The 14,636-nt window shown below is 60.0% G+C and carries 9 protein-coding genes; 2 read left to right on the forward strand and 7 right to left on the reverse strand.

Going from position 1 to position 14,636, the window contains the following annotated elements; all coding sequences use genetic code 11:
• Positions 1 to 77 precede the first annotated feature (77 nt).
• Positions 78 to 1,649, reverse strand: coding sequence for a copper amine oxidase N-terminal domain-containing protein (locus O9H32_RS24490; RefSeq protein WP_269868750.1), 1,572 nt, complete (start codon positions 1,647 to 1,649; stop codon positions 78 to 80).
• 118 nt (positions 1,650 to 1,767) lie between these two features.
• Between O9H32_RS24490 and O9H32_RS24495 the strand changes: the two genes are divergently transcribed.
• The gene (locus O9H32_RS24495) at positions 1,768 to 2,064 is read left to right on the forward strand and encodes a hypothetical protein (protein WP_269868751.1); all 297 of its coding nucleotides are present in this window, start codon (positions 1,768 to 1,770) and stop codon (positions 2,062 to 2,064) included.
• An 85-nt stretch (positions 2,065 to 2,149) separates the two neighbouring features.
• On the opposite strand, the gene O9H32_RS24500 is transcribed toward O9H32_RS24495, so the two are convergent.
• The 5 genes from O9H32_RS24500 to O9H32_RS24520 form a co-directional block, all read right to left on the reverse strand.
• Positions 2,150 to 4,279 carry an LTA synthase family protein gene (locus O9H32_RS24500; protein ID WP_269868752.1) on the reverse strand — a complete coding sequence of 710 codons (2,130 nt, stop codon included), beginning with the start codon at positions 4,277 to 4,279 and terminating at the stop codon, positions 2,150 to 2,152.
• 203 nt (positions 4,280 to 4,482) lie between these two features.
• Positions 4,483 to 6,630 carry an assimilatory nitrate reductase catalytic subunit NasC gene (gene nasC / locus O9H32_RS24505; RefSeq protein ID WP_269868753.1) on the reverse strand — a complete coding sequence of 716 codons (2,148 nt, stop codon included), beginning with the start codon at positions 6,628 to 6,630 and terminating at the stop codon, positions 4,483 to 4,485.
• A gap of 5 nt (positions 6,631 to 6,635) precedes the next feature.
• Complete coding sequence (nirB, locus tag O9H32_RS24510; RefSeq protein ID WP_269868754.1) at positions 6,636 to 9,002, reverse strand: nitrite reductase large subunit NirB; 2,367 nt, start codon at positions 9,000 to 9,002, stop codon at positions 6,636 to 6,638.
• 103 nt (positions 9,003 to 9,105) lie between these two features.
• Positions 9,106 to 10,287 carry an MFS transporter gene (locus O9H32_RS24515; RefSeq protein ID WP_269868755.1) on the reverse strand — a complete coding sequence of 394 codons (1,182 nt, stop codon included), beginning with the start codon at positions 10,285 to 10,287 and terminating at the stop codon, positions 9,106 to 9,108.
• A 589-nt stretch (positions 10,288 to 10,876) separates the two neighbouring features.
• A complete protein-coding gene (locus O9H32_RS24520; protein ID WP_269868756.1) occupies positions 10,877 to 11,425 on the reverse strand; it encodes an SRPBCC family protein in 549 nt (182 codons plus the stop codon).
• Positions 11,426 to 11,703: 278 nt separating this feature from the next.
• On the opposite strand from O9H32_RS24520, the gene O9H32_RS24525 reads away from it, so the two are divergent.
• Positions 11,704 to 12,213: a methyl-accepting chemotaxis protein gene (locus O9H32_RS24525; protein ID WP_269868757.1), complete on the forward strand. Its 510-nt coding sequence runs from the start codon at positions 11,704 to 11,706 to the stop codon at positions 12,211 to 12,213.
• Positions 12,214 to 12,430: 217 nt separating this feature from the next.
• Here the strand turns inward: O9H32_RS24525 and O9H32_RS24530 are convergent, their stop codons facing one another.
• Positions 12,431 to 14,482 carry a molybdopterin-containing oxidoreductase family protein gene (locus tag O9H32_RS24530; protein ID WP_269868758.1) on the reverse strand — a complete coding sequence of 684 codons (2,052 nt, stop codon included), beginning with the start codon at positions 14,480 to 14,482 and terminating at the stop codon, positions 12,431 to 12,433.
• Between the last annotated feature and the right edge of the window lie 154 nt (positions 14,483 to 14,636).

Consider the following 14,636-nt stretch of genomic DNA (forward strand, 5'->3'; position numbering starts at 1 on the left):
TTGAATACGCCAAAAAGGCGAAAGGAATGATTTCCTCCCGCCCAAGCGTTAGACTTCCATTAGCCCTGCCGCACGGATCAAGGATATACGTTGATCCGCCGCATGATTTGAGCCACGTTATCGAACAGATAAATGCTGCCCGCCTCGTCCACCGTGAACAGATTCGCTTCATCGATCGTTAGTTTGCCGGGTTCGTTTCGGTACTGCTCTTCGTACAGCTTGGTCTGCGGATTATAGAACCCTTTGTTGTAGGTAAGCTTATCTAGGGCCAGATAGACCAAAGCTTCCCCCTTGAGATTGATCTGGTACACCTTCATCCCATCGGCCGCATAGAAGAATCCTCCGGAAGCCGTCATCGCCTTCATCTTCTCCAGCTCTACTTTGCCTTGGAGTTCGAAGCCCTTCGGACCCGCTTTGTAGACAGCCTTGGTATTCTTGTCCAGGACGTATACTTCGCCGTCCTTCACCAGGGAAACCATCTCGCTGGACGTATCGGTGGGCGTACTCCCAAGGAATGCGCTTGACCCATCCGCTCCCACCGAATAGAAGGACTGATGATACAGGTCCGTATAGTACATACTTCCATCCGCTAACACCGCAAAGAGGTTGCGTCCGGTATGGTAGTTCGTTCCTTTATCTGGAGAAACGGCGGCGAGCTTCACTTCGGGATACACCTCATACATCAGAATACGCGGGTACTCCGAGTCGATGCTCTCCCCCATCACATACAGCTTGCCTGTTCCCTCGCTGTAATGAAGCCGGGCGGGCACAAATTTATCATAATCGAACCGGCGGCTCGTCCCCTTGTCATCCTTGTAGGTGAAGCTGAACTTCTGGTCGAGGGACCGGACCAGACTCATCGCGAGGCCGGGAACATTCGTATCATACTTCAAAATACTGAACTCTCCGTATCCGATGATACCCCCGCTGTTCTTGTCACTCTGAAGAACATAGACATGGTCTTTCTTGTCCGACACCACGCTGTGAACCTCGACCTTCATTCCGGTTGTCACATACGTCATGACGGTCTTAACCTTTCCGGCGTTGGGATCGACCATCAGATTATCCACCGTCGGGCTCTCCAGCTTCTGCCGTGCAGGCTCGTCCGCCTGCGCATCTCTTGGCGGCGGATACGTCGGCTTCTTCTCGGGAGGCAGCGCCGGAGGCGTCCCCTGCTCCGCAGCCGGCGTCAGCGTGATCGACTTCGCCGCTCCGTCGTACGTCACGTGCTGCGCCAGCTGCTCGGCCACGAACCGTAGCGGCACCAGCGTCGTCCCGTCGCGGATCATGGCCGGCTGCTCCAGCGCCACCGGCTGCCCGTCCGCCTCCGCCTCGGCCTTGTCCACCTTGAGCCGGATGATTCGCTCCTGATGTGTCAGGGTAATCGAGCGTGCTGCTCCATCCCACGCGACGATGGCTCCCAAGGCTTCGCTGATGAACCGCAGCGGCACCATGGTCGTGTCTCCAGCCAGGATCGGAGGAGTCTCGAGCGTGACGGAGCGTCCATTGACCTCCGCCGCGGTTTCATTCAACTTCAGCCGGATGCCGGATGCCGGCTCGGCCGCCCCGGCTGTGCTGGCTGTGCCACCCAGCAGTCCTATAACGGTTAAGCCCAATAAGGCTGCGACGGGCCATCTATTCATTTTCATCGTGCTCTCTCTCCCAGATGTTGGTATAGTATGGATAAAGGATAACCAAATTATAAAGGGACAAGCCTGTCCTTGGGAAGCCCCAGAAGCTGCCGGGGTACCGAAAGGAGTTCGTATCATGACGCAAGAGCATATTGTCTATTTCAACGTTTACCACCAGAAGCAGGTGACCCGGCTAAGAGGGCTCATCTATCTGGAGCCCGGACAGACGCCTACCGCAGCCGATTACGAACAGTGCCTGCGCATGGCAGGACACGACGTCCGGCTGGAGGACCCCCAGCGGATGATCTTCAAAGCAGTGAAGGCCGGAGAGGAGTATACCATCGACGTGCTGGAAGATTATGAAGCGCCGACCCGGGATGCCCACGCCGAGAAGCTCGCCGGCACCTTCCGCAAACCGGACCCTTTTCTATGAAGTCCGCCAGCGCCGCATACCTTAGGAAAATAGCAAAAAAACGGCTGTCCGCCCGCTGGGGCAGGACAGCCGTTCTCCTGTTATATTACTTCGCCGCTGTTCCGGTTACGTCCGATGCAGCGTAACTGAACTCGTTCGAGACGGCGACCTGTTTATCTTTGGAATCCTTGACAACCACCTTCACCTTGCAAGGGTTCTTGCCCAGCGTCCCGGAAGGCACTTCAGCCTGCAGCGCCTTCTGCTCCGCGTTCCACTTGGTCGTGACCGCTTTGCCGTTGACCTCCAGTACGCTCTGCACAGGCAGGTCTTCCCCGGTCACGGTCAGGAGCGTGTTCTCCCCCTCCGGCTCGCTGCGCACTTCGTCAATCTTCATCGGCCCCGGACCGAGAATGTAGTTCGGGTCCTTGACGGTTGTCTTCGTTTCGCCGTAGCCGTACTGCTCCCCGAACAGGATATCGTACTGGAGCGTCTCATACGTCTTGAGGGCTTCGGGCCGAACACCCATCTGCTCGTAATAATTGCTCGGCGGAATCACCGGTGTGCTCTGGTACAGCTGGTATAAATAATCCGTATAGTATGTTCCGGGCTGCTCGGCGAGCTTCAGAATGTAGGGTCCGAGGAAGGAAGGGCTCAAATTCAGCTCCTCCTTATGCTCCGGAAGATAATTGTTCCAGACGAGCACAGGCACACGGAATAGCTTATTCAGCGAATCCGGATCGTTCTCCTGAAGATACCCCGAATCCTTATAGGCCGAGTAATTGTCCCCGAGGCTCGGCAGATGGTCGCCGAAGAAGACGACGATCGTCGGTTCGCCCGAGTTCTCATAATGCGTGACGAGGCGCTTCAGCATATCGTCGGCGCCGGTCAGCCCCTGCGCATACGTCTCCAGAAGCCCTTGGGCTTCCCCCGTTACGCCGCTGACCTTAATCGTGTTTTCCTTGAACTTGCCCGGGTAATAATGGTAATGATTCTCCATCGTATTGGCAAAAATAAAATCAGGACCTTCACTGCGTGCGGACGTATCGATAATCTGCTTCGCCACCTGACGGTCGGCCAGATAAGGGCCTTCGTAGTCAGGATCGAAAAATTCCTGTGAAATGTATTTGGAGAACCCGAAGTTCTTGTATACCTTCTTGCTGCTGTAGAACCAGCTGTGGAACGGGTTGATGGCCGTCGATGTATACGCCTGGCGCGCCAGGATGGAGGCCAGCGAGTCAATCCCCTTATCCACGTATTGATTGTACGGAACGGAACCGGGGGGAAGAAAACGCATCGAGTTGCCGGTCAGCACCTCGAACTCCACATTCGCCGTGCCACCGCCGTACTGAGGCGACAGCATAGTGCCGGAGGTATATTTCTTCGCCAGCTCATGATAGAAGGGAATCGGGTCCCGGCTGAACTGGGCTCCCTTGATCTGCGTAGCGTCCCAGAACGATTCGCTGAGCACTACGATCACATTGGGTTTGACCCCGCCGGCGGCTGCAGGGACATGGGAGGAAGCCAGCGCACGGACTTTGTCCGCATCATAGCCTTCCGGCTGGGCAAGGAAAAGAAACTTCAAGTTCATGATCGTGGACAGCAGGAACCCGTTCGTCTCCACGTTCACCGATTGGTCCCAGGCAATATTCTGAATATTAGCCCACTTCTTGAGCGAGGCCATCCCGTCCGTATAGATCGAAGTCAGCAGAAGCAGAGAAACGATGCCCATGACAAGCCGCTGCTTCCAATTGATCGACAATGCCATGCGGGGGAGTTTGGACAGGAGAAGGATGCTCAGACCGATAAATACCGCTAACCCGGAGATGATCGTAAAACTGAGCAGTCCCTTGATATACTGCAGCATATCCGAGGACTCGCTTGTCAGCAGCAGATCCCAGGGCAGAAGCGGCACACCTAGAATATCGAGCTTGATCCCGCTGATCAACCCCAGCGCCAGACAGAGGGTAGCGACCAGCCAAAAGGACAGACGTATGCTCGCTGTAAGCGCCGTAAGCAGCAGCAGAAACCCGAAGACCGCCAGCGTGTTCAGCGCGAGTGCCGGCAGGGACTGGAATGTCCAGCCGAACGCCTTCTCCCAGCGGCCCCGGCTCATCAGCTCCACCAAGAACACAATCCAGAACGCGCCAAAAAAAAGACGCAGCCTGTAGGACGCTTTCTGTCCTAATGCGGACGCCTTTCGTCCGAGGTTAAGGATCGCCAAATGCAGTTCCCCCATGTTTATATTCACCACATTCTTTAGTATTAATGATTTGTAAACATTCACTTTAGTATAGCAAGAAATCCGCGGAATGTCCGCAATTATTGTGACGAAAAATCTTCCCAATCCCGGCGCTTGGAGAGCAGCGCAAAAAAGCCGCCCCCGGGTATACGTACGGGTGCGGCATGGGAGGGCGAACCCCCACAAACCCTGAGCAAAACCTATAAAAAGTCGGCCTTTGCCGTGACCAGAGGTTCCAGACGGACGGCGCAAACTTTGAATCCCGGCATCCGGCAGACGGGATCGAGCGCCGGATGGGTGAGGCGGTTCACATTCTGCCCGCCTGCCCAGTGCATCGGGACGAACACCGTATCCTCGCGCATGCCGGCATTCAGCCTCGTGCGGACGGTCATCGTTCCCCGGCGGGACTCCAGCACGACCAACTTCCCGTCATCGATCCGTAATCGGCGCGCCGTCCTCGGATGAATCTCCACGAAGGACTCGATATCCCGTGCGGCCAGCGTCGGGCTGAGCCGCGTCTGAACGCCGGTAAGATAATGCGTGAGCACCCTCCCTGTAGTCAGATAGAGGGGGTATTCTTCGCATACCGTCTCCACCGGAAACCGGCTGTCCACCGGAATCAGCTCGGCCCGGCCGTCTTCGCGGGCGAAGGAGCTCTCGAACAACCGGCCGCTGCTCGTCTCATCGGGTGAAGGACAAGGCCAGTACACGCCTTCCTCCCTGCGCAGCCGTTCGTAGGTGATGCCGTAGTAATCCGCTTGTCCGCCTCGGGAAGCCTGCCTCAGTTCTTCGAAGATCTCCTCGGCTGAGCCGAAGCCGAAGTACCGCCCCCTGCCCAGCTCCGCGGCGATCCCGCACAGTATCTGCCAGTCATGCCTGGCTTCACCCGGAGCCTCGCGGGCCGTTTCCCTCAGGAGTACCCGCCCTTCCAGGTTGGTCAGTGTCCCTTCGTTCTCCAGATAAGCCGAGGCAGGCAGGATCAGATCGGCCATCTTCGCCGTCTCGGACATGAGCATATCCGCAACCACCAGAAAATCCAGCTTCTGGAGTCCTTCCTCCACGAAACCGGCATGGGGATTCGATACCACCGGATTGGAGCCCATGACCAGCAGCGCCCGGATCTCGCGTGCGTGCACCCGCTCCATCATCTCGTAGGCGGAGACGCCTTTGCCAGGAAGCTCGGCCGGATCGATGCCCCACACGCCGGCCACATAAGCGCGGTCCGCCTCATTCTCGATAAGCCGGTAGCCCGGCAGCTGGTCCGCCTTCTGTCCGTGCTCCCGTCCGCCCTGCCCGTTGCCCTGTCCCGTCACCGCTCCGTAGCCGCAGCCCGGACGGCCGATCTTGCCCGTCACGAGCACCAGGTTGAGGAAGTTGCGGACCGCCATGTGGCCGTCCGTCTGCTGCTCGACGCCCCTTGCCGTGAATACCATCCCCGTCGGGGCCCGCCCGAAGGCCGAAGCGGCGCGGCGGATCTTCTCCGCAGGAACGCCCGTCATCTCTGCGATCATGCCAAGGTCCACCGACTCTAAGTGCTCCCGAAGGGATGCGTACCCGCTGGTCCGCTCTTCCACGAAAGCCGGGTCTGTCAGCCCCTCTTCCAGAATCACCTTCAGCAGGCCATTGGCCAAGGCCGCGTCCATCCCCGGCTTCACCTGCAGGTGCAGGTCGGCCAGCTGCGTGGTCGCCGTCACCCGGGGATCGATGGCAATGATATAGGCACCCTGCTCCTTCGCCCTTGTAAAGTAGGGCATGAGGGTAGGCTGGCATTCCGCTATGTTCGTGCCCGCGAGCACGATACACTTCGCCAGCGGGATATCCGACAGCGGATTCGTCAGCCCCCGGTCCATGCCCAGCGCCTTGAGGCCTGCCGAAGCGGCCGCCGACATGCAGAACCGGCCGTTGTAATCGATATGCTTGGTCCGGAGCGCGACCCGCGCGAACTTGCCGAGCAGGTAAGCCGATTCGTTGGTCAAGGAGCCGCCGCCGTAGACGCCGACCGCATCGCTGCCGTAGACGCGCTGGATGTCATAGAAGCGCCGTGCGACCTCGCGGTATGCCTCCTTCCAGGAGATGCGTTCGAAGGAACCGTCCTTCGTCTTGCGCATGGGATGCAGGATGCGCTCGCTGCTCAAGGCATGCTGGTAAGCGTTCATCCCCTTGATGCAGAGCCGCCCCTCGGAGGCCGCATTCGGCACCCCTTCGACCGTATACATGCGGCGGCCCTGAGGATCGGAGTTCTCTGTGATCTGCATCCGGCACTGCACGCTGCAGAACGGACACTGCGTCCGCATCACCACCGGGACTCTCCGGTCGTTTGATGCCTCCGCTATATTTGAAGGATTCATTGGATTCACCTGCCCACTGCGGCTTCTTCCCGCTTATTCGTGTAGAGCGACCCGGCGGCGGCGCTCCGCAGCCGCTCATCGAGCAGCCGATGCGTCCACTCTCCCCGGCGCTCCGGATGAAGCAGCCCTTCCCGGAGGGAGAGAAGCCCCATCCGCTCCACCCACTGGCCGGTCGTCTCGCCATAATAGGCTTCTTCCCTGTACCGTTGCAGGAAGGCTGCGGCGGTCTCCACCGCCCGCTCATCGCTGCTCTCGATGCAGAGCAGCACCCCGCTGCGCACCTCGGCCTGTGCGCTGCCTCCGGCATAGATCTCCCAGCCGCCGGGCACGCCGGCGAGTCCCAGATCGCGGGTGAGCGTCTCTGCACGGTGCAGTGGACTGCCCGATACGGCGATGCGCACCCGGGTCGGCAGCTGCATGCCTTCGACCGCCTCTTCGAGCTTCGCGGCCAGCCCCGCCGAGTCCCGCAGCGCCGAGGGGTCATACCCCAGCCCTGCGCAGGAAGCTACGGTCCCCACCGCCAGCCCCGAGGCCGAAATGACCGTGGGCAGCTTCAGATCGGACGCCACTTCCCGCGCCTTCGCCGCCGGCACGCCGAGCAGCTGAAGCTGGCCGTCGCCGGAGACCTTGACGGCTCCGATGCCGTGGCGGTCCATGGCATCGGCGATGCGCCGCAGCTCCTTTGCTCCGGCCTTCCCGCCGTAGAGCCTCGGGACGACCGCACACGTGCCGTCCGCAAGCATCCCCGCGGCAGGCACCTCCGCGGCGGCAGGCTTCAGCAGTCCGGTATAGTACCGGAGGGCCGGTAGGCAGACCGCGCAGCCGTCCGCGGACCGCCAGCCGAGCTGCCTCATCGCTTCGGCCGCCGACAGCGGGCGCAGATCCAGTACGGCTTCGCGCAGCGCTTCCCGGCTCAGCGGCGTACAGCCGCAGACCGGCTGCGCGGCGGCTGCCGGTTCTTCCGCATGGGCCAGCGTGTAGGCCAGCAGCGCGGAGACCAGCGGCTTGCAGCCGCCGCAGGAACTCGATGCCTTCGTACAGCTGCGGACGTCCTCGAACGTCTGCAGCCCTTGCTCCCGGATCGCCCCGGCGATCTGGCCCTTCGTCACGCCGTTGCACGAGCAGACGGTCTCGCTGTCCGCCATGGCGCAGAGATAGGCCTCCTGCCCGGCGGCATCGTCTCCTGCGGTCGGCGCATCGAGTACCGAGGCGTCAGCCCCCTGCTTGATATAACCGAGCAGCTTGGAGCCCTCGCTGCTGTCCCCGTAGAGCACGGCGCCGGCGATCCGCCCGCCGCGCACCCAGATCTTCCGGTAGCGCCCCCGGATACCGTCATAAGATAGAATCGACTCCGTATCTTCCCCATCTGCGATGTCTCCCGCAGAGAACACGTCCACGCCGGATACTTTGAGCTGAGTCGCCAGGATGGAGCCTTGGTACCCTTCTTCCGCCGGCACCCCGCAGATACGCTGCGCAAGCACCTTGCCCTGCTCGTACAGCGGGGCCACGAGACCGTACACGACTCCCCGGTGCTCCGCGCATTCGCCGACCGCATACACCCCGGCGGTGCCGGTTTCCATATAATCATTGACGAGAATGCCGCGGCCCGTCTCGATGCCGCTGTCCTTGGCCAACCCTACGTTCGGCCGCACACCGGCCGCCATGACGATCAGATCCGCCTTCGTCTCCGAGCCGTCCGTGAACCGCAGCCCGGTCACCCGCTCGCCGCCGAGAATTTCCTGCGACTGCTTGCCAAGCAGGAACCGCATGCCCTGCCCTTCCAGCTCCTTGCGGAGCATCCGGGAAGCCGTAGGGTCGAGCTGCCGTTCCATCAGATGCGTATGGAGATGTACCACATCCACCTCCATCCCGAGGTTCAGCAGACCGCGCGCCGCCTCCAGCCCGAGCAGACCGCCGCCGATCACCACCGCCTTGCGGCATGTCTGCGCCGCCTCGATCATCCGCTGGCAGTCCTCGATATCCCGGAAGGCCGTCACGCCCCGCTTCGCCGCGCCGGGAATCGGGGGCAAGAAGGGAAGAGAACCCGTCGCAAGGATCAGGTAATCGTACCCAGCCGTCCTGCCTTTGTCCGTCAGGATGCGCCGGCGCGCCGTGTCCGCTTCGATCACAGTCTCTCCGGTGAACAGCCGGATGCCGTTCTCCTCGAACCAGCTACTGTCATTCAGCGTAATGTCCTCTACGGGTGTATCGCCCTGCAGCACTTTGGAGAGCAGAATCCGGTTATAGTTGGGATGATTCTCACGGCCGAATACCGTGATATCGAAGCGCCCCGGCGCCAGCTTCACAATCTCCTCGAGACACCGCACACCGGCCATTCCGCCGCCGACGAGCACAATTCTAGGTTTTGTCATCTCCGTTCTCCTCCCGTTCCCTATTCCTGTTCTCTCTAGTTCCTGTTCTCTATCTCTTGCTCCATGTTCACCCAGATCCGGGGAGCGCCCGTCAAGCCTGCCCTCAAGCTGCCGGGACGTTCGTATGCCCGGTCCGCCCCGCCGGCCGCGCCGCCTTGTTCATCCACAAGCACAGGAAGGCGAACAGTGCCAGCAGAAGGAAGCCCGGCATATAAGTCCCGCCCGCATCCCGCAGCACGCCGAGTACAAGGGGAGGAAAGAATCCACCCACGCCTCCGGCCGCGCCCACAACGCCGGTAACCGCTCCGGTGCGTCCGAGCGAGACCTCCGGGACCATTTTGAATACCGCGCCGTTCCCGAGCCCGAACCCAAGACCCGCCAGCAGGCAGCCCGCTGAGAACAAGACGAGATGACCGAGCGAGAACGCAAGCAGCACAGCGGCGCATGCGATGACCGCAAAGACGCCAAGCAGCACTTGACGGGAGCCGATCCGGTCGGCCATATACCCTCCGAGAGGCCGGATGAACGTCGCCGCCGCTACGAACCCCGCCGTAGCGAGTCCCGCATCCGCCGCCGCCAGCCCGAACAGCTCCCGCAGCAGGGTAGGAAGGTAGACGCTGAACGCCACAAAACCGCCGAACGTAAGAAAGTAGAATAACGATAAGATCCATGTGGACCGGAAGCGCAGCACCTGCAGTGATTCCCGGACCGTCTGGCGTTTCTCGGGCAGCGGCAGCTCGCCCGCTCCCCACCGGAAGAGGACTGCCGTCACCAGAATCACGCCGGCCAGACCGTAGAATACCCCGGACATTCCGAACTGCCGGTACACCAGAGGCACGAGGAAGCTTGAGGCGGCTACCCCCAGATTGCCGAGCCCCGCCAGCCCGAGGACGAACCCTTGTTTGTCCGGCGGATACCACCGCGACACGTAGGTCATCGATACCGAGAAGGCCGTCCCCGCCATCCCCAGCAGAAAGGCGGAGAGCAGCAGCATCCCGTACGAAGAAGCAAAGGGGGTAAGGAGCAGCGGTACGATCAAAAACAGCAGCAGGGCCGAGAACACGGGACGGCCGCCATAGCGGTCTGTGTAGATCCCCATGGGGAAGCGCATCACAGAGCCGAGCAGTACGGGTGCGGCGATGAGCACGCTCTGCTCGAAGGCGGTAAGACCGTAAGCCTCCCGCAGGGGACCTGCGATCGGCGAGAATACGTTCCACACCATAAAGGAAGAAGCCATGGCAAGCGTCGACAATCCAAGGGCAAGAGCTGGGCGTCTCTGGTTCATGAGTGAGTCTCCTCCTATATTCCTAACATCAGAAGTAATGAATATCCTGAATCTCTTCACAAATTCTTAATTTGTGTTATAAAACTTAACAAGCATTTATTACCATTACTCTAATGCAAATATTCACAATATTCAATACCGAACTTTTTATTATTCCTTATTTTTGCCGACCGGCCCATAAAACACGGATAATCAGAAAAAATATATGGTTAATGTTCGTTTTATTCACATGAAAGCGTAATACACTTGATCTTCTATAACCCGAACCTTTCATTAGAAGGCGCTTTTTTCACGAACTTATGTCACTTTAGTTCACTCGAACGAACGGACTGTTCCTACCCGCTCCGTTGATCCCACCTCCAAGATAACCGGCTTCGCCGTCCTTTCAGGACGATGCGCGTTTATGAGATATATAAGATGACAGGATCAAGCCCTGGAGAGATATACATTCTTAAATAGCAAAAAAAAGGGGATCCGTCCGAAGACAGATCCCCTTTCGTTCATACACACGGTTAAGGCGATACCCCGTGCCTGCCCAACTCTATTGAACGAGCCTGCACTGCATCCCCCGGCCCCCAAGACAAACCGCTTATACGCCGCGGGCATACAGATGGATGCCGCGGACATATTCGCCCACGAGCACGTCCAGGGCTTCGAACTCTTTCTTCCCCTCGCCGCCGCCATCCAGCCTGCGCATGATTTCCGCTATGAAAGCATCACAGACCCCTTTGTCCGACTCCTGTACCCGGCTGTAATCAGTGAGATACGCCGGCACGAAATAGCAATCCAGCGAGTTCATTCCGTAGGAGAACGCCTTCTCTCTGGATTCATCGCCCTCCTGCCACGCCTTCAGCCGGTCATACAAACTGCTGAGCGTAATCAATCCGAGCCTATAGCTCCGACGGTTGTACTCGTAAGCCCCCTCGTCGACCATCCCTTTCTCATACCGTTTGGCGTTCGTTTCGTCAAGCAGGTAGAGGGCTCCCCCCCACTCCGACGCGAAGCGGAGCCAGAACGGCCCGTCCGCCGGGTCGATCTCCATCGTCATCACTTCGCCGAACACCACATCCGGATCCGCCGCGAGGGTGCGCCGCGCCTGCTCTTCGAGTGTCCGTCTGTCCTGCCTTATACCGTCCATCTATGGATCATTCTCCTTCTCCACCAGCCGCACGGCCTGCCGCGGGCTTCCTGTTCCCCTATTGTAGCAAGTTTTGGCCCAAAAGGCACCGCGCCGACCTGCTCTTACGTTTCGTGCCCGAAGCAATAAACTCGTCTGTGACTCCCTTTATTGTTTAAAATCGCGCCCAACGCCAAATACTACTCCCGTTAGAGATCATTGGCGAGGTGCGCCGGGACAAAGCAGGCTCCGATCGGGAACCGCCGGCCCGGTCCATCCGCTGCGGGAGGACAGTCCAAATGACGACCAATAAGAATGAATTGATGACCATAGTGGGACAAATCGCCGAAACCCTGGCCCAGGCCACCGAGAGGCTCTCCTCGGTCTCCCAGGATTCGGATTCGCTGGCCCGTATCTCTCAGCAGCTCCTGGCTCAGTCTCAGACCTCCAACGAGGATGCGAAGAAGACGGACGAAGTGCTCGCCTTCATCCGCCACGTCGCAGGCCAGACCAACCTGCTCGGATTGAATGCCTCGATCGAGTCCGCCCGGGCCGGCGAGATGGGACGGGGCTTCGCGGTCGTGGCCAGCGAGATCCGCAAGCTGTCCCTCGATACGATCGACTCCGCCGAGAAGATCCAGGATATCCTGAGCAACATCCGCCAAACGACAGACAGCATCTCCACTACCGTCCGGGAAATACATACGATCGGGCAGCGGCAGGTCTCTTCGGCGGCCGGGATCGAATCTTCCATGAAAGAGATCGAATCGATGTCCCGGCAGCTCAGCTCCTATGTCTCCAGACTGTAGCTCCCTGCCGCTTCCATACAAGGGCACCGATTCACACAAAGAAAACAGCCGGACAGGGAACTTCCCCTCCGGCTGTTTGGCATACGGGGCCTGCCGGCAACCTTGAAGACGGCGCAAGCCAGAAGGATGCATGCCTAAGGTTAAGAGTCAAGGCGGCACTAAGGCCCCCTCCCCCATGGCAAGATCCCCATATAGTAGAGTGTATTCTATCTCATGCCTATGATAATGCGCACTTCTCAACCCGCACACGGCCCGAGAAGAAGGTCGCGCCGCCGCCCATATCGGCTACCCTATCCGGCGTCAGCGCGTTGACGAGCGCCTTGCCGCCGTCCCCGTCCGCCCACAACCCTTGGCTGACCGCCACGCCGGGCAGGACATCGCCGCCTACCGCCGCCGTGAGCTCGCACTCCCCTCTCGCGTTCCACACCCGGACGCGGTCTCCGCCCGCAATGCCGAGCGCCGCAGCATCCGCTTCGTTCAGGTGCAGCTTCGGTTGGCGTTCCATCCGCACGTGTTTGTCATTATGGGCGAAGGTCGAATTCAGGAAGTTGTGGTTCGGCGCCGGAATGAAGAGGAACGGGAGGTCCCCCTCCTCCTCGAGAGGCAGCGGAATGTAAGTCGGCAGCGCCGGATAGCCCTTGCGCTCCATTGTCTTGGAATAGAGCTCGATCTTCCCGCTCGGTGTCGACAGCCTGCCAGGGAAGAGCGGCTTCACTCTGCCTTTGAGGAACTGCTTCTCCGCCAGCCTCTCGTACGTCATCCCCTCCAGCACAGGATTCTTCGGATAGTCGAGCGCCTGGCGGATCATGTCCGCTTCCGTATCGCGCAGCGGTTCGTCCTCGAAGCCCATGGCCGCAGCGAGCAGCCGGAACACCTCGACGTTCGATTTGCTCTCCGCGTAAGGCGCAATGACCGGCTCCTGGATCTGCACGTAATGATGCCAATACGAGCGGTAGAAGTCGGTGTTCTCGAAGGCGGAGGTCGCCGGGAGCACGATATCGGCATAGGCCGCCGTCTCCGTCAGGAAGAGCTCGTGCACCACGGTGAACAGATCCTCGCGGGCCAGCCCCTCCCGCACCTTATTGGCATGCGGAGCGACCACGGCCGGGTTCGAGTTGTACACATACAGCGAGGCCACCGGCGGATCGAGCTCGAGCAGGGCGCTGCCGAGCAGGTTCATGTTGATCCTCCGCGTCTGCTTCTTCAGCAGATCCGGACGCTGGAGCGCATAGGCGTTATGCTCGAGATACGAGCCGTTGCCCTTGATCGCCCCGCCGCCGGGGTACAGCCAGGCGCCGGTCAGCGCGGGGAGACAGGCGATCGTGCGGATGCACATGCCGCCGTTGTCGTGATGCTGCGGCCCGTTGCCGATCCGCAGGAATGAGGCCTTCGTCCCGCCGTACATCCGCGCCAAGCGGTAGATGTCCTCCTCCGGCACGCCTGTAATCTCCGATACGGATGCCGGATCATAGGCGCGCACGTGCTCACGCAGCTCCTCGTGCCCTACCGTATAACGTTCGAGGAATGCCTCGTCCGTGAACCCCTCGGCGAACAGGATATGCATGAGCCCCAGCGCCAGCGCCGCATCCGTACCCGGCCGCACCGGTATGAACCAATCCGCCCACTTGCCGGTCTGGTTCTTATGTACGTCGATAACGACGATCTTCGCCCCATTCTTCCGCGCCTTCTCCGCGAGCACTACCTGATGCATGTTCGTGGACACCGCGTTGATGCCCCACATGACGATGAGCTCCGCATGGACCGTGTCTTCCGGATCGATGCCGAAGCCGCCGCCCATCGTATAGCCATAGCCTTCCGTGCCCGCCGCCTGGCAGATCGTATACTGCAGCCGGCTCGCGCCGAGACGGTGGAAGAACCGGCGGTCCATGCCTTCGGTGCCCAGGCGGCCCATGTTCCCGTAGAAGCTGTACGGCAGGATCGCTTCCGCCCCCTGCTCCGCGATGACCCGCTTCCAGTTCCCGGTAATCTCAGCGACCGCCTCGTCCCAGGTGATGCGTTCGAAGCGGCCTTCCCCCTTGCGGCCCACCCGCTTCAGGGGATACTGCAGCCGCTTCTCATCGTAGATCCGGTGGGCCATATGCCGCACCTTGTTGCAGATCGCCCCCTGCGTGACCGGATGGGACGGATCGCCTTCGATCTTGACGATGCGCCCTCCTTCCTTGTGGACCAGCAGCCCGCATTGGTCAGGGCAGTCGAGCGAACAGACCGAGGGGAAGATCCCGTCCGGCCGGCTTGTATATGAATTCATAATGATTCCCTCTTCCGAATCAGGTTATAGAAGCAGCTTATAGAGGCGACAGATAGAGGCGGCACATAGAAGCGGGGCAGGAAGCCGGTTCCCTTGCTGCCGTACCCTTATCCCTCTTTCTTCATCATAGGGGATTCCCCTCCCCCGAACAAGA

Source organism: Paenibacillus caseinilyticus, from assembly GCF_027533645.1.
Classification (GTDB): Bacteria; Bacillota; Bacilli; order Paenibacillales; family NBRC-103111; genus Paenibacillus_G; species Paenibacillus_G caseinilyticus.

What these genes read in the sequence shown, in the direction of transcription:
- O9H32_RS24490 (WP_269868750.1), bottom strand. Translation starts at nt 1,649, where the DNA reads ATGAAAATGAATAGATGGCCCGTCGCAGCCTTATTGGGCTTAACCGTT.
- O9H32_RS24495 (WP_269868751.1), top strand. Translation starts at nt 1,768, where the DNA reads ATGACGCAAGAGCATATTGTCTATTTCAACGTTTACCACCAGAAGCAG.
- nasC (WP_269868753.1), bottom strand. Translation starts at nt 6,630, where the DNA reads ATGAATCCTTCAAATATAGCGGAGGCATCAAACGACCGGAGAGTCCCG.
- O9H32_RS24530 (WP_269868758.1), bottom strand. Translation starts at nt 14,482, where the DNA reads ATGAATTCATATACAAGCCGGCCGGACGGGATCTTCCCCTCGGTCTGT.
- O9H32_RS24500 (WP_269868752.1), bottom strand. Translation starts at nt 4,279, where the DNA reads ATGGGGGAACTGCATTTGGCGATCCTTAACCTCGGACGAAAGGCGTCC.
- O9H32_RS24520 (WP_269868756.1), bottom strand. Translation starts at nt 11,425, where the DNA reads ATGGACGGTATAAGGCAGGACAGACGGACACTCGAAGAGCAGGCGCGG.
- nirB (WP_269868754.1), bottom strand. Translation starts at nt 9,002, where the DNA reads ATGACAAAACCTAGAATTGTGCTCGTCGGCGGCGGAATGGCCGGTGTG.
- O9H32_RS24515 (WP_269868755.1), bottom strand. Translation starts at nt 10,287, where the DNA reads ATGAACCAGAGACGCCCAGCTCTTGCCCTTGGATTGTCGACGCTTGCC.
- O9H32_RS24525 (WP_269868757.1), top strand. Translation starts at nt 11,704, where the DNA reads ATGACGACCAATAAGAATGAATTGATGACCATAGTGGGACAAATCGCC.